This window comes from Azohydromonas australica DSM 1124, from assembly GCF_000430725.1.
GTDB lineage: Bacteria > Pseudomonadota > Gammaproteobacteria > Burkholderiales > Burkholderiaceae_C > Azohydromonas > Azohydromonas australica.
Genome location: NZ_AUMO01000066.1, coordinates 1 through 18,895 on the forward strand (window position 1 = coordinate 1; position 18,895 = coordinate 18,895).

The 18,895-nt window shown below is 71.9% G+C and carries 20 protein-coding genes; 15 read left to right on the forward strand and 5 right to left on the reverse strand.

Going from position 1 to position 18,895, the window contains the following annotated elements; genetic code table 11:
• The 5 genes from H537_RS42330 to H537_RS0111310 form a co-directional block, all read left to right on the forward strand.
• A partial coding sequence (locus H537_RS42330) for a phosphate acyltransferase (protein WP_043458571.1) occupies positions 1-303 on the forward strand: 303 nt, incomplete at its 5' end.
• Positions 304-436: 133 nt separating this feature from the next.
• Positions 437-1,867, forward strand: coding sequence for a pyruvate kinase (gene pyk, locus H537_RS0111295; protein ID WP_028998020.1), 1,431 nt, complete (start codon positions 437-439; stop codon positions 1,865-1,867).
• A gap of 211 nt (positions 1,868-2,078) precedes the next feature.
• A complete protein-coding gene (gene fba, locus H537_RS0111300; protein ID WP_028998021.1) occupies positions 2,079-3,143 on the forward strand; it encodes a class II fructose-bisphosphate aldolase in 1,065 nt (354 codons plus the stop codon).
• A gap of 116 nt (positions 3,144-3,259) precedes the next feature.
• On the forward strand, positions 3,260-4,168 hold the full coding sequence (locus tag H537_RS0111305; RefSeq protein WP_028998022.1) for a phosphoribosylaminoimidazolesuccinocarboxamide synthase: 909 nt from the start codon (positions 3,260-3,262) through the stop codon (positions 4,166-4,168).
• Between the two features lie 305 nt (positions 4,169-4,473).
• The gene (locus tag H537_RS0111310) at positions 4,474-5,730 is read left to right on the forward strand and encodes a methyl-accepting chemotaxis protein (protein WP_238446662.1); all 1,257 of its coding nucleotides are present in this window, start codon (positions 4,474-4,476) and stop codon (positions 5,728-5,730) included.
• Positions 5,731-5,810: 80 nt separating this feature from the next.
• On the opposite strand, the gene H537_RS0111315 is transcribed toward H537_RS0111310, so the two are convergent.
• Complete coding sequence (locus tag H537_RS0111315) at positions 5,811-6,764, reverse strand: tetratricopeptide repeat protein (RefSeq protein WP_028998024.1); 954 nt, start codon at positions 6,762-6,764, stop codon at positions 5,811-5,813.
• Between the two features lie 106 nt (positions 6,765-6,870).
• Here H537_RS0111315 and purE point away from each other — a divergent pair, with 106 nt between their 5' ends.
• The 4 genes from purE to H537_RS0111335 are packed head-to-tail and all read left to right on the forward strand — an operon-like array spanning position 6,871 to position 10,557.
• Entirely contained in the window at positions 6,871-7,335 is a 465-nt protein-coding gene (gene purE, locus H537_RS0111320; protein WP_028998025.1) for a 5-(carboxyamino)imidazole ribonucleotide mutase, read from the forward strand.
• Positions 7,332-8,516, forward strand: a complete 1,185-nt coding sequence (locus tag H537_RS0111325) for a 5-(carboxyamino)imidazole ribonucleotide synthase (RefSeq protein WP_028998026.1) — start codon at positions 7,332-7,334, stop codon at positions 8,514-8,516. The genes purE and H537_RS0111325 overlap by 4 nt, the downstream gene beginning before the upstream one ends.
• Positions 8,517-8,518: 2 nt before the next feature.
• Complete coding sequence (locus H537_RS0111330) at positions 8,519-9,502, forward strand: L-threonylcarbamoyladenylate synthase (RefSeq protein ID WP_028998027.1); 984 nt, start codon at positions 8,519-8,521, stop codon at positions 9,500-9,502.
• A gap of 56 nt (positions 9,503-9,558) precedes the next feature.
• Positions 9,559-10,557: an SGNH/GDSL hydrolase family protein gene (locus tag H537_RS0111335; protein WP_028998028.1), complete on the forward strand. Its 999-nt coding sequence runs from the start codon at positions 9,559-9,561 to the stop codon at positions 10,555-10,557.
• Positions 10,558-10,579: 22 nt separating this feature from the next.
• Here the strand turns inward: H537_RS0111335 and dacB are convergent, their stop codons facing one another.
• The gene (gene dacB / locus H537_RS0111340) at positions 10,580-12,013 is read right to left on the reverse strand and encodes a D-alanyl-D-alanine carboxypeptidase/D-alanyl-D-alanine endopeptidase (protein ID WP_028998029.1); all 1,434 of its coding nucleotides are present in this window, start codon (positions 12,011-12,013) and stop codon (positions 10,580-10,582) included.
• Positions 12,014-12,102: 89 nt separating this feature from the next.
• On the opposite strand from dacB, the gene tsaB reads away from it, so the two are divergent.
• Genes tsaB through H537_RS0111355 form a run of 3 tightly spaced genes read left to right on the forward strand, consistent with a single transcriptional unit; the run spans position 12,103 to position 14,344 of the window.
• Positions 12,103-12,855 (forward strand): tRNA (adenosine(37)-N6)-threonylcarbamoyltransferase complex dimerization subunit type 1 TsaB, encoded by a 753-nt coding sequence (gene tsaB, locus H537_RS0111345; RefSeq protein WP_211234996.1) that lies wholly within the window; start codon positions 12,103-12,105, stop codon positions 12,853-12,855.
• Positions 12,852-13,358 carry a ribosomal protein S18-alanine N-acetyltransferase gene (gene rimI, locus H537_RS0111350; protein ID WP_028998031.1) on the forward strand — a complete coding sequence of 169 codons (507 nt, stop codon included), beginning with the start codon at positions 12,852-12,854 and terminating at the stop codon, positions 13,356-13,358. The genes tsaB and rimI overlap by 4 nt, the downstream gene beginning before the upstream one ends.
• A gap of 5 nt (positions 13,359-13,363) precedes the next feature.
• Positions 13,364-14,344: a uracil-DNA glycosylase gene (locus H537_RS0111355; protein ID WP_028998032.1), complete on the forward strand. Its 981-nt coding sequence runs from the start codon at positions 13,364-13,366 to the stop codon at positions 14,342-14,344.
• A gap of 91 nt (positions 14,345-14,435) precedes the next feature.
• Here H537_RS0111355 and H537_RS0111360 read toward each other — a convergent pair whose 3' ends face one another.
• A complete protein-coding gene (locus H537_RS0111360; RefSeq protein WP_028998033.1) occupies positions 14,436-14,792 on the reverse strand; it encodes a hypothetical protein in 357 nt (118 codons plus the stop codon).
• Between the two features lie 302 nt (positions 14,793-15,094).
• On the opposite strand from H537_RS0111360, the gene H537_RS0111365 reads away from it, so the two are divergent.
• On the forward strand, positions 15,095-16,342 hold the full coding sequence (locus tag H537_RS0111365; RefSeq protein WP_028998034.1) for a multifunctional CCA addition/repair protein: 1,248 nt from the start codon (positions 15,095-15,097) through the stop codon (positions 16,340-16,342).
• Here the strand turns inward: H537_RS0111365 and H537_RS0111370 are convergent.
• Positions 16,339-16,530 (reverse strand): DUF2905 domain-containing protein, encoded by a 192-nt coding sequence (locus H537_RS0111370; protein WP_028998035.1) that lies wholly within the window; start codon positions 16,528-16,530, stop codon positions 16,339-16,341. The two genes, H537_RS0111365 and H537_RS0111370, sit on opposite strands and share 4 nt — an antisense overlap.
• Before the next feature lie 32 nt (positions 16,531-16,562).
• Positions 16,563-17,669, reverse strand: a complete 1,107-nt coding sequence (locus H537_RS0111375) for a class I SAM-dependent methyltransferase (RefSeq protein WP_028998036.1) — start codon at positions 17,667-17,669, stop codon at positions 16,563-16,565.
• Positions 17,670-17,688: 19 nt separating this feature from the next.
• Between H537_RS0111375 and H537_RS0111380 the strand changes: the two genes are divergently transcribed.
• Positions 17,689-18,465: an SDR family oxidoreductase gene (locus H537_RS0111380; RefSeq protein WP_238446663.1), complete on the forward strand. Its 777-nt coding sequence runs from the start codon at positions 17,689-17,691 to the stop codon at positions 18,463-18,465.
• A 1-nt stretch (position 18,466) separates the two neighbouring features.
• Entirely contained in the window at positions 18,467-18,871 is a 405-nt protein-coding gene (locus H537_RS0111385) for a dihydroneopterin aldolase (RefSeq protein ID WP_028998038.1), read from the forward strand.
• Positions 18,872-18,895 lie beyond the last annotated feature (24 nt).

Sequence of the window (18,895 nt, forward strand, 5' to 3'; positions counted from 1 at the left end):
CCCGGCGTGGAGTGCGACGGCGAGATGCACGGCGACGCGGCGCTGTCGCAGGACGTGCGCGACCGCCTGCTGCCCGAGCAGAGCACGCTCACGGGCGAGGCCAACCTGCTGGTGCTGCCCAACATCGACGCGGCCAACATCCTCTTCAACGTGCTGAAGATGACCGGCGGCCACGGCGTCACGGTGGGCCCGGTGCTGCTGGGCGCGGCCAAGCCCGCGCACATCCTCACCCCCTCGGCCACCGTGCGCCGCGTCATCAACATGACGGCGCTGGCCGTGGCGGACGTGGTGGCGGCTTCCTGAGGAAGCCGTCCCAGGTCACGGGCGGCAGGCGCCGCCCGTGACGCCCCACGACTCCAGGCGGGTCAGCGGCGGCGCGGATAATGCGCCGCCGCTTTTGTGCTTTTTGGACCCCGTTTTCCTTTTCGGAGACTGCATGTCGCGCCAGACCAAGATCGTCGCCACCCTGGGCCCCGCCTCGTCCTCGCCGGAAACGCTGGAGGCCTTGATCCGGGCCGGCGTGGACGTGGTGCGGCTGAACTTTTCCCACGGCACGGCGCAGGACCACATCGACCGTGCCGCGCTGGTGCGCGCCGCCGCGGAGCGCGCGGGCAAGTCGGTGGCGATCATGGCCGACCTGCAGGGCCCCAAGATCCGCGTCGGCAAGTTCGAGAACGGGCGCGTGATGCTCGAAGCCGGCCAACCCTTCGTGCTGGATGCCGGCCTGAAGGAGCCGGGCAACGTCGAGCGCGTGGGCCTGGACTACAAGGAACTGCCGCGCGACGTGAAGCCCGGCGACGTGCTGCTGCTCAATGACGGGCTGATCGTGCTGACGGTGGACCGCGTGCAGGGCGAGGCGGTGCACACGCTGGTGAAGATCGGCGGCGAGCTTTCCAACAACAAGGGCATCAACAAGCAGGGCGGGGGGCTGACGGCGCCCGCGCTCACGGGCAAGGACATGGAGGACATCCGCACCGCGATGAGCTTCCAGTGCGAGTACCTGGCGGTGAGCTTCCCCAAGAACGCCACCGACATGGAGATGGCGCGCCAGCTGGCCAACGTGGCCGGCGAGCCCTGGCGCCACAAGCCGGGGATGATCGCCAAGATCGAGCGCAGCGAAGCGATCCCGCAGCTCGAAGCCATCCTCAAGGCCAGCGACGGCATCATGGTCGCGCGCGGCGACCTGGCGGTGGAGGTGGGCAACGCCGCGGTGCCGGCCTTGCAGAAGAAGATGATCCGCATGGCGCGCGCCATGGACAAGGTCGCCATCACCGCCACGCAGATGATGGAAAGCATGATCGTCAACCCGGTGCCCACGCGTGCCGAGGTCTCCGACGTGGCCAACGCCGTGCTGGACGGCACCGACGCCGTGATGCTCAGCGCCGAGACGGCCGCCGGGCGCTTCCCCGTGGAGACGGTTTCGTACATGGCGGCCATCTGCGTCGAGGCCGAGCGGGCCGAGGAAACGCGGCTCGACGGCGACTTCGCCAACCGGCGCTTCGCCCGCATTGACCAGAGCATCGCCATGGGTGCGCTCTTCACCGCGCACCACCTGGGCTGCAAGGCGATCCTGGCGCTCACCGAGAGCGGCTCCACCGCGCTGTGGATGAGCCGCCACCGCATCCACACGCCCATCTACGGCCTGACCTCGCAGCCGCTGACGCAGCGCCGCATGGCGCTCTACCGCAACGTGCAGCCGATGCTCATGCCGCGCCTGACCGACCGCGACGAGGCGCTCAAGCAGGCCGAGGCGCTGCTGGTGGCGCGCGGCGTGCTGATGCCCGGCGACACCTACGCCATCACCTGCGGCGAGCCCATGGGCCACCCCGGCGGCACCAACATGCTCAAGGTGGTCGAGGTGCGCTGAAACTCCCACCCGCGCCAGCCTGCCGGACCGGCCGCCGGACGGGCTCATGCCGTGAGCCCATGCGCGATTGACGTGGATCGAGGAAGGCCCGGTTCGGGCGTGCGTCGCCCGGGCGGGTGGCCCTGGGCGCGCCGGTAAAATTTCGCCCGCGCGGCGGCGAGTACGCCGTCTGCTCAAGCTTTCTTCTCATCACTTCCCGGGGACTTTCACCATGCCTCTCGTCTCGATGCGCCAGCTGCTGGACCATGCCGCCGAAAACGGCTACGGCATTCCGGCTTTCAACGTCAACAACCTGGAGCAGGTGCAGGCCGTGATGGAAGCGGCCAAGGAAACCGGCGCGCCGGTGATCCTGCAGGCCAGCGCCGGGGCGCGGAAGTACGCGGGCGAGAGCTTCATCAAGCACCTGATCCAGGCCGCCGTCGAGGCCTATCCGCAGATCCCGCTGGTCATGCACCAGGACCACGGCCAGAGCCCGGCCATCTGCCAGGGCGCCATCGACCTGGGCTTCGGCTCCGTGATGATGGACGGCTCGCTGAATGAAGACGGCAAGACGCCGTCGAGCTATGAGTACAACGTGGACGTCACCCGCAAGGTGGTCCAGATGGCCCACAAGGTGGGCGTGACGGTCGAAGGCGAGCTCGGCTGCCTGGGCTCGCTGGAAACCGGTGAAGCCGGCGAGGAAGACGGCATCGGCGCGGTGGGCAAGCTCGACCACTCGGCGCTGCTGACCGACCCGGAGCAGGCCGCCGACTTCGTCAAGCAGACGCAGCTCGACGCGCTGGCCATCGCCATCGGCACCAGCCACGGCGCCTACAAGTTCTCCCGCAAGCCCACCGGCGACATCCTGGCCATCTCGCGCGTCAAGGAAATCCACGCCCGCATCCCCAACACGCACCTGGTGATGCACGGCTCCTCGTCGGTGCCGCAGGACCTGCTGGCCATCATCAACCAGTACGGCGGCAAGATGAAGGAGACCTACGGCGTGCCGGTCGAGGAGATCCAGGAAGCGATCAAGTTCGGCGTGCGCAAGATCAACATCGACACCGACATCCGCCTGGCGATGACGGGCGCGGTGCGCAAGTTCCTGGCCGAGAACCCCGAGAAGTTCGACGCCCGCGAGTGGCTCAAGCCCGCGCGCGAAGCCGCCAAGCAGATCTGCAAGCAGCGCTACCTGGAATTCGGCTGCGAAGGCCAGGGCGCCAAGATCAAGCCGGTGTCGCTGGACGAGATCGCCGCCAAGTACGCCAGCGGCGCGCTGGCCCAGCTCGTGCAGTGATCGCCCCGGGCCGCCCGGCCCGTCGCCCTGCATGACGCACCAGGCCCGCTTCGGCGGGCCTTTTTGCTGCTCCTACAATCCCGCCTCATTTTTTTGCACAGCACCGCCTGACCGCCATGACCACTGCCCTGCACGAGAGCTCCATCACCTCACTGCCGCTGCTGGCCCGCGGCAAGGTCCGCGACAACTACGCCGTCGGCGCCGATCGGCTGCTGATGGTGGCCAGCGACCGGCTCTCGGCCTTTGACGTGGTGATGGGCGAGCCCATCCCGGGCAAGGGCGAGCTGCTGACGAAGATGGCGCTGTTCTGGTTCGAGCGCCTGGGCCACGTGGTGCCCAACCACCTCACCGGCGAGGACCCCGAATCCGTCGTGACCGAGGCCGAGCGCGCGCAGGTGCGTGGCCGCTCCATGCTGGTCAAGCGCCTGAAGCCGCTGCCCGTGGAGGCCGTGGTGCGCGGCTACCTGGCCGGCAGCGGCTGGAAGGAATACCAGCAAAGCGGCACCGTCTGCGGCGTGGCGCTGCCCCCGGGCCTGCACAACGCGGCCAAGCTCGCCGAGCCCATCTTCACGCCCGCGACCAAGGCCGAGATGGGCGAGCACGACGAGAACATCAGCTTCGAGCGCATGGTCGAGATCGTCGGCAAGGATCTCGCCGAGCAGGTGCGCACGGTGTCGATCCAGCTCTACCGCGAGGCCGCGGACTTCGCGCTGACCAAGGGCATCATCATCGCGGACACCAAGTTCGAGTTCGGCCTGGACGAGGCCGGGCAGCTGACGCTGATGGACGAGGTGCTCACGCCCGACTCCTCGCGCTACTGGCCGGTGGAGAGCTACGCCGACGCGGTGGCCCGCGGCGACAACCCGCCCAGCTACGACAAGCAGTTCGTGCGCGACTGGCTGGAAGCGGCCCAGGTGGACGGCCAGCCCTGGAACAAGACGGCCCCCGCGCCGGCGCTGCCCGCAGACGTGGTGCAGAAAACCGCCGACAAGTACCGCGAGGCGCTGCAGCGGCTCACGGCCTGAGCGGGCAAGCCTGATCGGGAACGTCGAATCGGGAAAAGTGCTCCTTCCTGGCACATCGAAAGGTGGGTTGGTGTAAGTATTTCTGCGTGTAATCCCTCCTCAAACGCCGCGCAGTTCCACCCGATAAGACTGCGATGTCCTGTAGTCGCTCCTCCGGAGCGTGGACCCGCTGTTTTGGAGACGATCCCATGCTCAGACTCTTCCGCCGATCCGAGGGTGGTGCTGGCGCCAAGCCTGACCAAGGTGCCGCACCGCCGAGCGCATCCATAGCAGGCACTACCGATGCGGTGGCAGTGGTCAGGGCGATGTCCACCCAGGCTTCCAACGTCGGGCGCGATGCCGCCGAGGTGCGCGGCGCCATGGAGGACACGCAGAAGATCGTCCATGCCCAGGGGCAGGCCATGCAGCAGGTGGCCCAGCAGCTCGACGAGGTGCAGCGCGCACAGGGCTCCATCGCCACGGCGACGCTGGAGACGCTGCAGGCGGTGGCCCATGCGCGCGAGGCGCTGCAGGCGGTCAGCCGCGAGGTGCAGGGCATCGTGGAGACGCTGCACCAGGTCTCGGACGCGGCCGGGCAGATCACGCAGATCGCGCTGCAGACGCGGCTGGTGGCCTTCAACGCCTCGGTGGAGGCCAAGCGCGCCGGCGACGCCGGCCGCGGCTTCGGCGTGGTGGCCGACGCGGTCAAGGACCTCGCCGGCCAGGTCGAGACCACCTCCAAGACCATCATGCGCACCGTGGGCCAGCTCGACGAGCGCATCGAGAGCTTCAGCCGCGACCTGCGCTTCGACGACAGCGCCGACGTCAGCGCCCGCAGCGCCGTGCACGTGGCCTTCAGCAGCGTTGAGGCGGACGTGGAGCGCATCAGCCAGGCCGCGGACCAGAGCCGCAACATCTGCGCCCGGCTCAACGAGCACACCCAGGAGCTGGAGAGCGAGGTGCAGCAGGCCTCCGCCCGGCTCAACACTGCGCTGGCGTGCAGCGACCGCTTCCTGAAGGTGTCGGAGGCCATGATCGAGCAGGTGGCGGGCTTCGGCATTGAGACCGAGGACACGCCCTTCATCCAGGCCGCGCAGCAGGCCGCCGACGAGATCGCCGCGATGCTGGAGAACGCGGTGCGCCAGGGCAGCGTGAAGCTCGGCGACCTGTTCGACGAGCAGTACCGGGGCATTCCCAAGACCAACCCGCCGCAGTACCTCACGCGCTTCGTGGAGGTGGCCGACCGGCTGTTCCCGCAGGTGCAGGAGCGCTCCCTGGCGCTGTCGCCGCGCGTGAGCTACGTCATCGCCGTGGACCGCAACGGCTACTGCCCGATGCACAACAAGAAGTACGCGCTGCCCCAGCGCGGCGACGTGGTCTGGGACACGGCCAACAGCCGCTACCGCCGCATCTTCAACGACCGCACCGGCCTGGCCTCGGCGCGCAACCAGCGCCCGTTCCTGCTGCAGACCTACCGCCGCGACATGGGCGGCGGCCAGTACGTGCTGCTCAAGGAGGCCTCGGCGCCGATCACCGTCGGCGGCCGCCACTGGGGCGGCCTGCGCATCGGCTTCAGCTTCTGAGCCCGGCGCGCTCCCAATGAAAAACGGCCCGGGATCCCGGGCCGTTTCTCATGGCGCTCCCGGCCTTGCCGGGGGCCGGATCAGAACAGCGCCATGCTGAGCTTGCGCCGGTACTGGTCCACCACCGGGTCCGACGGCGCCTGGACGGCGGCCTTGCCGGCCACTTCCAGCGTGCCCTTCTTGACCGCCTCGGCGCCAGCGGCGGGCTTCGGAGCCGGCTTGGTCATCAGCTCCAGGATGGCGACGTAGGTCTTGCGCGCGAGCTCGCCGTTCCAGGCCTTGTCGCGCATCAGGATCTCCAGCAGCTCGTCCATCGCCTCGGTGAAGCGCCCGGCGGCGAAGTGTGTCTGCGCCAGCTCGAAGCGCGCCTCGAAGTCGCGCCGGTTGGCGGCGATGGCCGCCGTGAGCGCCTCGGCGCCGCGGGCCGTCGCGGCCTTCTCGGCGGCGTCGAGCCAGTGGCCCAGCGCGGCAATGCGCGCGTCCAGCTGCACCTTGCCCGCCATCGGCTCCCAGGCCTGGCGCGCCAGCGCCACCTGGCCGCGCCCGAGCAGCAGCTTGACGACGTCGCAGCGCACGGTGTCGTTGTTCGGATCGGCCGCTATGGTTTCCAGCAGCCGCTCCAGCGCCGCGCTGGGGTCGCCTTCGGCGGCCAGTTCCTGCGCTTCCTCGTGCTCCTCCTCGGTTTGCGCCTCCTGGGCGCTGGGCACGTGGCGGTCGAGGAACTCGCGGATCTGCGCCTCGGGCTGCGCGCCCACGAAGCCGTCCACCGGCTGGCCCTGGTCGAAGAGCACGCAGAAGGGGATGGAGCGCACGCCGAAGGCCTGGCTGAGCTGGCCGGCGATCTCGGGCTGGTCGTCGCTGTTGAGCTTGGCGAGCTTGAAGCGCCCGGCGTAGGCCACCTCCAGTTTTTCCAGCAGCGGACCCAGCGTGCGGCACGGTCCGCACCACGGTGCCCAGATGTCCAGCAGCACGGGCTGGCGCATGGACTCGGTGATGAGTTCCTGTTCGAAGTTCTGGATGGTGATGTCGGTCATGTCTGTGGCGAGGCGGAGGGAAGAGGGCCCCGCCTACAATGCAAGGTTTCCCTGATTTCCGGTGGAGCAAGCAGTGAGCACTGCCCCTGTGACGGTGGGCGTGGTGATGGGGTCCAGCAGCGACTGGGAGACCCTGAAGCACGCCACGCAGATTCTCGCCGAGTTCGGCATCGACTTCGAAGCGCGGGTGGTCTCCGCCCACCGCATGCCCGACGACATGTTCGCCTACGCCGAAACGGCGGCCGCGCGCGGGCTCAAGGCCATCATCGCCGGCGCGGGCGGCGCGGCGCACCTGCCCGGCATGCTGGCGGCCAAGACCACGGTCCCGGTGCTGGGCGTGCCGGTGGCCAGCCGGCACCTGCAGGGCGTGGACTCGCTGCACTCCATCGTGCAGATGCCCAAGGGCATTCCCGTGGCGACCTTCGCCATCGGCACCGCCGGCGCCGGCAACGCGGCGCTGTTCGCGGTGGCGATGCTGGCCAACGAGGACCCGGCGCTGCGCGCGAAGCTGGAGGCCTTCCGGGCCCGCCAGACCGAAGCCGCCCGCGCCATGACGGCGGACCTCACGTGAGCGCCGCGCTGCTTCCCGGCGCCCTCCTGGAGGACGGCCGCCCCGCCACGCTGGGCGTGATGGGCGGCGGCCAGCTCGGCCGCATGTTCGTGCAGGCCGCGCAGGAAATGGGCTTCGTCACCGTGGTGCTCGACCCCGACACCGGCAGCCCTGCCGGCGCGGTGGCGCACCACCACATCCGCGCCGACTACCTCGACGAGCAGGCCCTGGCGCAGCTGATGCAGCGCGCCAGCGCCATCACCACCGAGTTCGAGAACGTCCCCGCCGCCGCGCTGCTGACGCTGGGCATGCAGCGCCCCGTGGCGCCCGCGGCCGACGCCGTGGCCGTGTGCCAGGACCGCTCCGCCGAGAAGCGCCATTTCGAAGGCTGCGGCGTGCCCTGCGCGCCCTGGGCGCTGATCGAGACGGCCGAGACGCTGGCCGCCGTGTCCGACGACCTGCTGCCCGGCATCCTCAAGACCGCGCGCATGGGCTACGACGGCAAGGGCCAGATCCGCGTGGCCGACCGCGCGCAGCTCGCCGCCGCCTGGGAGCAGCTCAAGGGCGTGCCCTGCGTGCTGGAGAAGATGCTGCCGCTGGCGCTGGAGATCAGCGTCATCGTGGCGCGCGCCGCCGACGGCCAGGCGGTGTGCTTCCCCGTGCAGCAGAACCTGCACCGCGACGGCATCCTGGCCGTGACGCAGGTGCCCGCGCCCGAGGTCTCCGAGGCGCTGCGCCAGCAGGCCGTGCAGTGCGCGCAGGCGGTGGCGCAGTCGCTGCGCTACGTGGGCGTGCTGTGCGTGGAGTTCTTCGTGCTGCAGGACGGCTCGCTGGTGGCCAACGAGATGGCGCCGCGCCCGCACAACTCCGGCCACTACAGCATCGACGCCTGCGACTTGTCGCAGTTCGACCTGCAGGTGCGCACGCTGGCCGGGCTGCCGCTGGTCGCGCCACGGCTGCACTCCTGCGCCGTGATGCTCAACCTGCTGGGCGACCTGTGGTTCGACGCCCAGGGCCGCGAGCGCTCGCCGGCCTGGGCGCAGGTGCTGGCGCTGCCCGGCGTGCACCTGCACCTGTACGGCAAGGCCGGCGCGCGTCCCGGACGCAAGATGGGTCACCTGACCGTCACCGCCGCCGATGCCGCCGGCGCCCGCGACGTGGCGCTGCAGGCCGCGGCGCTGTTGGGCCTGCCGGCCTTCTGACCATGCCGCTGCTCGAGGGTGCCGACTCCCAGGCCCTGCGGCAGGCCGCCGCGCTGCTGGCCGCGGGCGAGCTTGTGGCCTTCCCGACCGAGACGGTCTACGGGCTGGGCGCCCGCGCCGACGACGACGCGGCGGTGGCGAAGATCTTCGCCGCCAAGGGCCGCCCCAGCGACCACCCGCTGATCGTGCACGTCAGCGAGGCGTCCGAGGCGCCGGCCTTCACCTCGGCGGCCGACATGCCCCTGGCGCGGCGGCTGATGGACGCCTTCTGGCCCGGGCCGCTGACGTTGATCCTGCCGCGGCGCGAGGGCATGGCCGCCGCCGCCGCGGGCGGGCAGGACAGCATCGGGCTGCGCTGCCCGGCGCACCCGGTGGCGCACGCGCTGCTGCAGGCCGCCGCGCGGCTGGGCGTCCACGGCGTGGCCGCTCCCAGCGCCAACCGCTTCGGGCGCATCAGCCCCACCACGGCGGCGCACGTGCAAGGCGAGTTCGGCGACGCGCTGGCGGTGCTGGACGGCGGCGCCTGCGCGGTGGGCATCGAGTCGGCCATCGTCGACCTGACCCGCGGCGCGCCGGTGCTGCTACGACCGGGCGTGCTCACGCCGGCGCAGATCGAGGCCGCCTGCGGCGAGCCGCTGCGCGCGCCCGATGCGCAGGCCCCGCGCGCCTCGGGCACGCTGGAGGCGCACTACGCGCCGCGCGCGCCGCTGCGCCTGCTCGATGCCGAGGCGCTGCGCCAGGCGCTGGCCGGGGCCCCCGAGCCCGGGATGGCGCTGGGGCTATATTCCCGCTCCGTCGCGGCGCCGGCCGGCGTGCTGCACCGGCGCATGCCCGAGGACGCGCGCGCCGCGGCCTTCGAGCTCTTTGCCGTGCTGCGCGACCTCGACGCGCTGGGCGTGGCGCAGATCTGGGTCGAGCAGCCGCCGCCCGCTCCCGAGTGGGACGGCGTGCGTGACCGGCTGCGGCGCGCCGCGGCTGCCGCCTGAGAACACACCTCACCTGAAGACGCCGGCGCTTGCGTCCGGCTGCCTGTGGAGAACCCATGAGCCTGAATCGACTGTTGACGCGCCGCGTGCGGCGCGGGGCCCTGGCGCTGTGCGCCGCGGCGGTGCTGAGCGCCTGCGGCGGCGGCAACCGCGCCGAGCCCTACGTGCCCACGCAGCTGCTGGCCTATGGCGACGAGCTGAGCGTGATCGACGACAGCGTCAGCATCAACGCCACCAACTCCTCCGGCGTTGCCAGCACCTCGGGCCCCGGCAACGGCGTCAAGTACACGGTCAACGGCTTCAACGGCACGACAGGCCTGCTGGACTGCACCGTCAACCCGATCTGGGTGCAGATCCTGGCCGCCAACCTGGGCATGGCCTTCAAGGAGTGCCTGGGCACCTACCCCAGCGCGGCGGCCATCAGCAATGCCCGGCCCGGCCGCAAGGCGCGCGAGGTCATCAGTGACCTGGATGGGCTGATCAAGCTGAACCCCGGTCCCAGCACGCTGGCGACGGTGCTGGTGGGCACGAACGACGTGAAGGCGCTGCATGAGCAGGTCAAGGCCGCTCAGCTGAGCATTCCGGATGCGGTGGCGGCGGCGACGAAGCTGGGCCAGGACCTGGGCGCTGCGATCACGCGCGTGACCGATGCGCGCATCGGCGTCATCGTGTCCACCCTGCCTGACCTGCACCAGTCGCCCTACGCCATGCTGCAGGAGAACTTGGCGACCCGGGATGCGATCCGGCAGCTGACGGACGCCTTCAACGAGGCTCTGGTCCTGAGCATCCCGGAGACCGGCCGCAAGGTGGGCCTGGTGTACGGCCGCACGGTGGGCATGGACCGCAACGGCGATCCGGTCCAGGGCTACACCAACCAGGCGATCTGTACCGTGGGCGTGCCCGACTGCACGACGACCACGGTGCAGTCCGGCGCGGACGTCAACACCTGGATCTGGGCCGCCGACGTGTATCCCACGCCGGTCACCCACACCAAGCTGGGCAACAACGCCACCACCCTGGTGCGCAACACGCTGGCGCCGGGCCAGGACAACTGATCCCGTTGGCCGCGGCGGGGCGTCAGTCCTCCAGCGTCCACTGCAGCAGCGCGTCCAGCACCGGGCGCGCCACGGAGGCCTGCGGGTGGTTGACCATCGCCACCAGCACGTGGCGCCGCCCGCTGCGGCCCAGCACGTAGCCGGCCACGGCCGCCACGTCGCGCAGCGAGCCGGTCTTCAGGTGCGCGCGCCCGGGCTCGCCGGCCCAGCGCTTGAGCGTGCCGTCCAGGCCCTGGATGGGCAGCGAGGCCATGAACTCCGGCATCCACGGTGCGGCCCAGGCGGTCTGCAGCAGCCGCCCCAGCAGCGCCGCGCTCAGCCGCGTCTGGCGCGACAGGCCCGAGCCGTTGTCGATGACGGCACCCTCGGCCGCCGCGCCCAGGCGCGCCTGCAGCCACTCCGCCAGCGCCGCGCGCGCCAGCGCCGGGCTGCCCTGGCCCCGGCGCTCCAGCGCCAGCGTCAGGAACAGCTGCTGCGCCATCACGTTGTTGCTGAACTTGTTGATGTCGCGCACCACCTCGGCCAGTGGCGGCGAGGCCAGCTCGAAGCTGGGCGCGGCGTCGGCCGGTGCGCGGCCCTCGCGCACGCCCCCGCGCAGCTTGCCGCCGGCTTCCTGCCACAGCGCGCGCAGCAGCCGGCCGTCGAAGGCGGCCGGCTCGGCGTAGGCCAGGGGCCAGTAGCGCTCGCCGCAGGACAGCGGGTAGCGCCCGGCCAGGCGCAGCCGCGCCGGGTCGCTGAAATCGGCCTTGAGCGTGCCGCGCCAGTCGCCGCAGGGGCCGTTGGACAGCGGCACCAACGGGTCCAGGCGCACGCCTTCCAGCGGCGGCTCCAATCCCACGCGCGCCACGCCGCGCTCGGCATCGGGCATGAAATTCAGCGTCAGCGCGCGCAGGTTGAGCAGCAGCGCGTCGGGCAGCACGTTGTAGGGGCGCAGCGACTCGCCGTCGAAGTCGCCCGGCGAGCCGCCCGCAGGCTCGAAAGCGCTGCGGTCGAGCACAAAGTCCCCGTCGATCTCGTCGATGCCCCAGGCGCGCAGCCGGCGCATCAGCAGGTACAGCCGCTCCTGGGTGAGCTTGGGGTCGCCCCGGCCCTGGATCAGTACCGACCCGCGCAGCCGCCCGCGCTCCACGGCGCCCTGCACCCACACCGGCGTGCGCCAGCTCCAGGCGGGGCCCAGCAGGTCCAGCGCGGCGGCGGTGGTGGCGAGCTTCATCACCGAGGCCGGGTTCATGGGCACGCCGGCGTTGAAGCCCAGCCGCGCCGGGCCCGCGCCCACCTCCTGCACCACCACCGACAGCGCCTGCGGCGGCAGGTTCGCCTGCTGCAGCGCCAGGGCCACCGGCGGGGGCAGTGTGGAGGCCCCGGCCTCGGCGCCCGGGGGCGCGGAGATCGGCTGGGCGCAGGCGCTGAAGGGCAGGGCGAGCAGGGCGTGGAGGCAGCGGCGGCGGGTCGGCATGGCGGGCGATCGTAGCCGGGCCCCCGGCCGGGGGATGGCACTGCCGGATAATCCGGACCGATGGATGCCCCGGTTTTTCCCTGCCCGCCATGGGCCTGCCTGCTGCGCCGCGCCGGCGCGCCGATGCCGAAATGAGCGCCGCGCTGCTGGCGGTGGACTGCTCCACCGAGCGCCTGGTACTGGCGGTGTCCGCTCTGGCGGGCGTGCTGACGCTGGACGAGGCCGGCGGTGCCGAGTCCTCGCGCCGCGTGCTGCCCGCCGCGCTGGAGCTGCTGGCCCAGGCGGGGCTGACGCTGCAGACGCTGGACGCTATCGCCTTCGCCCGCGGTCCCGGCGCCTTCACCGGTCTGCGCACCGCCACCTCGGTGGCCCAAGGCTTGGCCTACGGCGCGGGCAAGCCGGTGCTGGCGCTTGACAGCCTGCTCATCGTGGCCGAGGACGCGCGCGCCCAATGCGCCGGCGCGGCCGGCTTCGAGGTCGGCGTGGCCATGGACGCGCGCATGAACGAGCTCTACGCCGCCCGCTACCGCTGGCTGGGCGATGACTGGCAGACGCTGCAGGCCCCTGCGCTGTACGCGCCCGCCGCCTGGGCCGCCGACGCGCCGGTGCTCGCCGGCTCGGGGCTGGGGCTGCTGGCTCCCGACGCCACGGCCGCGGCGCGGCAGCTGCCGCAGGCGCAGGACCGCGCCGGCGCGCTGCTGCGGCTGGCGCAGCTGGCCTGGGCGCGCGGCGAGGCGCTGGACGCGGCGCAGGCGCTGCCGCTGTACCTGCGCGACAAGGTGGCGCAGACCACGGCCGAGCGCGAGGCCGCGCGCGCCGCCGCTGCGGGAGCCGCGCCATGAGCGCCACGGTGCAGGCGTCCAGCGGCGCTGCCGCGTCCCATCCGGTGCTGGAGCCCATGCGCGTGTCGCACCTGGACGCCGTCATGGCGCTGGAGAACGCCAGCTACGAGTTCCCCTGGAGCCGCGGCAACTTCGTCGACTCGCTGCATGCCGGCTACCCGGCGCAGCTGCTGCGCGAGGCGCCGGGCGGCGTGCCGCTGGGCTACTACGTCGCCATGGCCGGTGTGGACGAGGTGCACCTGCTCAACATCACGGTGGCGCCGGCCGCGCGACGGCGCGGCTACGCCCGCTTCATGCTCGACGACCTGGTGCGCCACTGCCGCATGGTCGAGGCGCTGAGCCTGTGGCTGGAGGTGCGCGAGAGCAACACCAGCGCGCGGCGCCTGTACGAGCGCTACGGCTTCGCCCTGGTGGGCCGGCGCCGCGGCTACTACCCGGCCGCCGACGGCAAGCGCGAGGACGCGATGCTGATGAACTTGGCCGTCGCGCCCGCGGGAGGCTGAAGCCCATGGCCTACAGCGAACGCCAGCAGCAGATGCTGGCCTGGATGGGCATCCGGGTCTGGCAGCCGCCGGCCGAGGCCGGCACCCCGGACGAGGCGCCGGGCGTCGTCGCCGAGCCCCAGCCGGCCATGGCGCCGGCGGCACGCGCCGAAACGCCGCCGCCGCAGCAGCCCGTGTCCCGGGCGCCGGAGCCGTCCGCTGCCCGCGCGCCGGCCTGGTCCGCGCCCGCGCCGCGGCCTCCTGTCACGGCCGCGGCCGGGGTGGCGCTGCAGTCGGCGGGCCGTCCGTTGCCGCCGGCCGCCGGGGCCGGCAGCGCCAGCGCGGCCTCGGCGCCCGCCACGGCGCTGCGCGTGGACGGGCCCATCGACGTGGCGCCGGGCCTGTCCTTCGGCGGCGGCGAGGTGGCGTCCATGGACTGGCCCGCGCTGCGTGCGGCGGTCGAGCACTGCCGTGCCTGCGCGCTGTGCGAGAGCCGCAAGAACACCGTGTTCGGCGTCGGCAACGAGCGCGCGGACTGGATGATCGTGGGCGAGGCCCCGGGCGAGCAGGAGGACCTGCGCGGCGAGCCCTTCGTCGGCCCGGCCGGGCAGCTGCTGGACGCGATGCTGCAGTCCCTGGGCCTGACGCGCGAGGAGGCGCCGCCGCAGCGCCAGGTGTTCATCGCCAACACCCTGAAATGCCGCCCGCCGCGCAACCGCAACCCGGCGCCCGAGGAGCTGGCGCAGTGCGAGCCCTACCTGCAGCGCCAGCTGGCGCTGGTGCAGCCGCGGGTGATCCTGGCCATGGGGCGCTTCGCGGTGCAATCGCTGCTGCGCAGCACGCTGCCCATCGGCAAGCTGCGCGGCCAGGTGCACAGCTACCAGGGCACCCCGCTGGTGGTGACCTACCACCCGGCCTACCTGCTGCGCAACCCGGTGGACAAGGCGCGCGCCTGGGACGACCTGTGCCTGGCCGCCTCGGTCATGGAGCGGCAGGGCGGCCGGTGAGCCCGCCGGGGCTGTGCCGCCCCGGCCATGAAAAACGGGCCCGCAGGCCCGTCGGGAAAGAGGCTCGCCGGACTGCTGCTGCTACGGCCGTTCAGTAGTTGCGACGCCGCACGATGATCCCCACGGCCAGCAGCCCGGCCAGCAGCAGCACGGTCTCGGACACGGGGATGGGGCTTTGCGACGGGTCCGGCTCGGTGGGCTTGGCCGGCGCCTGCGTGGTGGCGGTTGCGGTCGTCGGGCGCACGGCGGCAGGATCGACGCCGTTGTCGCGCTGCGACAACACCTGCACCGCTGTTGCCGCGGCGGCGGGTGCAGCAACGGTGGCCGTGGCGGCGGCCGCCCCCAGGGCGGCGGGGCCGGACGGGGCGGCCAGGGCGGGGGCCGGCTTGACGGCAGCGGCGGCGGCCACCGCGATGCAGGCGGTCAGGACCCAGAACTTCGATCTCATGCCATCTCTCCTGAAGGTCGGCACTCAAGCAGCTTTGCAATCACGCCGCGGGGCGCATGGCCGCCGCGGCACTTTGGGGACGGCTGGAGCAGCGGTCCGCGCGACGCGGCTGCTCTACCGTAGGTTCGGGTATTTACCGATGTAGACCCCCAGGCTGGCACCCCCGTGCTCCAAGGCCTGCTGTCACAAGACGTTGGTTCTTCTGCGAAAAACGATGGTTTTGCCTGCCGCGCCCAGGCTCCCGTGACCCCTGCACTCTCGATGTGCCGCCGGGGCCAGACCCGCTGCGTAGACTGCGCCGCATGCAACGTTTCATCGTCGGCGGCGCGGTGCGCGACCGCCTGCTGGGCATTCCACATACCGACACCGACTGGGTCGTCGTTGGTGCCACGCCACAGCAAATGGCGGACGCGGGCTTCCGCCCCGTGGGTGCCGACTTCCCCGTGTTCCTGCATCCCCATACCGGCGAGGAGCACGCCCTGGCGCGCACCGAGCGCAAGAGTGGGCGCGGCTACCGCGGTTTCGTCGTCCACGCCGCGCCGGACGTGACGCTGGAGGACGACCTGCGGCGGCGCGACCTGACCATCAACGCCATGGCCATGCGCGAGGACGGCACGCTGGTGGACCCCTGGGGCGGCGAGCGCGACCTGCGCGCGCGCGTGCTGCGCCACGTCAGCCCCGCCTTCGTCGAGGACCCGGTGCGCGTGCTGCGCGTGGCGCGCTTTGCCGCGCGCTTTACCGACTTCACGCTCGCGCCCGAGACCCTGGCGCTGATGCGCCGCATGGTGGAAGAGGGCGAGCTCGACCACCTCGTGCCCGAGCGCGTGTGGCAGGAACTCTCGCGCGGGCTGATGGAGCACCGCCCCTCGCGCATGTTCGAGCTGCTGCGCGAGTGCGGCGCGCTGGCGGTGCTGCTGCCCGAGGTGGACCGTCTCTGGGGCGTGCCGCAGCCCGAGGCGCACCACCCGGAGGTGGACACCGGCGTGCACCTGATGCTGGTGCTGGACTGCGCCGCGCGGCTGGAGGCGCCGCTGCCGGTGCGCTTCGCCTGCCTGGGCCACGACCTGGGCAAGGGCGAGACGCCGGCGGAAGTGCTGCCGCGCCACCTGGGCCACGAGGGCCGCAGCGTGGAGCTGCTCAAGGGCCTGTGCGATCGGCTGAAGGTGCCCAACGACTGCGCGCAGCTGGCCGAGGTGGTGGCGCGCGAGCACGGCAACGTGCACCGCAGCGGCGAGCTGGGCGCCAAGGCGCTGCTGCGGCTGCTGGACCGCTGCGACGCGCTGCGCCGGCCCGAGCGCTTCGAGCAGTTGCTGCTGGCCTGCGAGTGCGACATGCGCGGGCGCGCCGGGCGCGAGGACGAGGCCTATCCCCAGCGCCGCCGCCTGCAGGCGGTGCTGCGCTGGGCGCGTGGCATCGACGCGCGCGCCGCTTCGTCCGAGGCCGTGGCGCGCGGCCTCAAGGGCCCGGCCATCGGCGAGGCGGTGCAGCGCGCGCGGGTGCGGGCGATCGAGGCGGGGCTGGCGGAGTTGGCGGGCGGAGAGCCGCTCTAGATCAGCATCCCGATCAGCCCGGCGATCAGGCTCAGGACCAGGCTGCTGGCCAGCGGCAGGTGGATGTCGCGCCCGCGCCAGCGGAAGCTGAAATCACCCGGCAGCCGGCCCAGGCCGATCTTGCGCAGCCAGCCGTTGAGGCCGCTGAAGACCAGCGAAGCGAGCAGGAAGACGAGGAGCCAGCGCATGGGTCAGGGGCCCGGCAGATCGTGGGCCCGCTTCACAGCCGGTGGCTGCGGTCGCCGTGCACGAAGCCGATGGCATCGAAGCCTTCGGGCAGGCCGCAGCCGAAGCCGATGACCTTGAACAGCTCGCCCATCTCGTGCTCCTGCATCAGCTTCTGCGCCATGGCGCGCTCGCGCACGCCGGCCTGCACCAGCCGCTCGGCCAGGCCGCAGTTCATCAGGAAGTGGCCCTGCGAGGTGTAGCCCAGCACGTCCAGCCCGGCGTCCTGGCCGGCCAGCGCGATGCCGGTGAAGTCCACGTGCGCGGTGATGTCCTTGAGGCCCACGTCGCTGAGCGGGTCGGTGTCGGCCTGGTGCGCGCGGTGGCACATCAGCGTGCCGCCGTGGCGCTGCGGGTGGTAGTACTCGGCTTCCGGAAAACCGTAGTCGATGAAGAAGGCGGCGCCGCGCTGGAGCCTGTCGGCCAGCGTGGCGATGAAGGCGCGCGCCTGCGGGTGGATCTCCGTCACGGTGCCGGGCACGAAGGGGCCTTCCACCGGCGGGCGCAATTCGGTGGGGCGGTCGGCGAAGACGAATTTCCACTCGTCCACCGCCACGCCGCGTTCGAGCCACTGCGCGCCGTCCCAGTGCAGCAGCTGCACGGGCATGGCGTCCAGCACCTCGTTGCCCACCACCACGCCCTCGATGGCCTCGGGCAGCGCATCGACCCAGCGCACGCGCTCGCCGAAGGCGGCCAGCCGCTGCTGTTGGCGCTCCCGCAGCGAGGCTGAGAGCTCGACGATGGTGTAGCGGGCGCAGCGGTCGCCCAGGGCTTCGAGCAGCTGCGCGGCGAGCGCGCCGGTGCCGGCGCCGAACTCCACCACCTCCGCCAGGCCCGTGGCATCGAGCACCTGCGCCACCTGCACCGCGACGGTGTGGCCGAACAGCGGGCTGATCTCGGGCGCGGTGACGAAGTCGCTGCCGCTCTCGGGCGACCAGCCAAACTTCACGCCGCCGTGGGCGTAGTAGCCCAGGCCCGGCAGGTACAGCGCGGCGGCCATGAAGCGGTCGAAGGGCCACCAGCCGCCGGCCGCAGCGATGTCCTGCCGGATTTGCCGGGCCAGCGCGGCCGATACACTGGCGGGTTCGTCTTCTCTATGCATGTGGGGGATTGTAGGAATCATGGTCCAGCGACCCGTCGTGCTGGTTACCGGCAGCGCCCGACGCATCGGCCGCGCCATCGCGCTCGATCTGGCCGCCCACGGCTGGGACGTGGCCGTGCACTGCCGCGGCTCGCAGGACGAGGCGGCCGACACCGTGGCGGCGATCCGCGCGCTGGACGCGCGCGCCGAGGTGTTCAGCGCCGACCTGGCCGACGAGGCCGCGACACGGGCCCTGGTGCCTGCCGCCGTGGAGGCGCTGGGCCGGCTTGACGCGGTGGTCAACAACGCCTCGCTGTTCGAGCACGACACGGTGCAGAGCTTCACGCACGCGGCCATGGAGCGGCACTGGCGGGCCAACACCGCCGCCCCCGTGCTGCTGGCGCACGCGCTGCACGCGCACCTGGCCACGCGCGAGGCGCGCGGCTGCGTGGTGAACCTGCTGGACCAGAAGCTGTGGAACCCGAATCCGGACCACCTGTCCTACACCCTCTCGAAGGCGGCGCTGGAGAGCGCCACCACGCTGCTGGCCATGGCCCTGGCGCCGCGGCTGCGCGTGGCCGGCGTGGCCCCGGGCGTGACGCTGCCCTCGGGCCCGATGGACGAGCAGCAGTTCACGGCCGCGCATGCGATGACGCCGCTGGGCCGCTCCTCCACCGCCGGGGACATCGCGCACGCCGTGCGCTTCGTCCTCGAATCGCCGGCGATCACCGGCACCACGCTGCTGGTGGACGGCGGCCAACACCTGGCACGGCAGGCGCGCGACGTGCTTTTTCTCGCGCCCACTAAACCCGATTGAGATGCAAAGCCTGCTTTCCCACCCCAGCCTCATGTCCTGCCGCAGGCTGTTCCTGCGCAACTACGAGGTGTGGATCAACATCGGCGTGCACGACTTCGAGAAGAAGGGCGAGCAGCGGGTGCTGATCAACGTGGAGCTCTACATCCCGCTGGCGCTGTCCACGCCCAAGGCCGACGAGCTGCACGAGGTGGTGGACTACGACTTCATCCGCCGCACCATCGCCGAGCGCGTGTCGCGCGGCCACATCCACCTGCAGGAAACGCTGTGCGACGACGTGCTGGCGCTGATGCTCAAGCATCCGCGCGTGATGGCCGTGCGCGTCTCCACCGAGAAGCCCGACGTGTATCCCGACTGCGAGGCGGTGGGCGTTGAAGTGTTCGCAGTCAAGAACGACGAGCAGTCCTGAAAGCCATGAGCAGCACCCCCGACC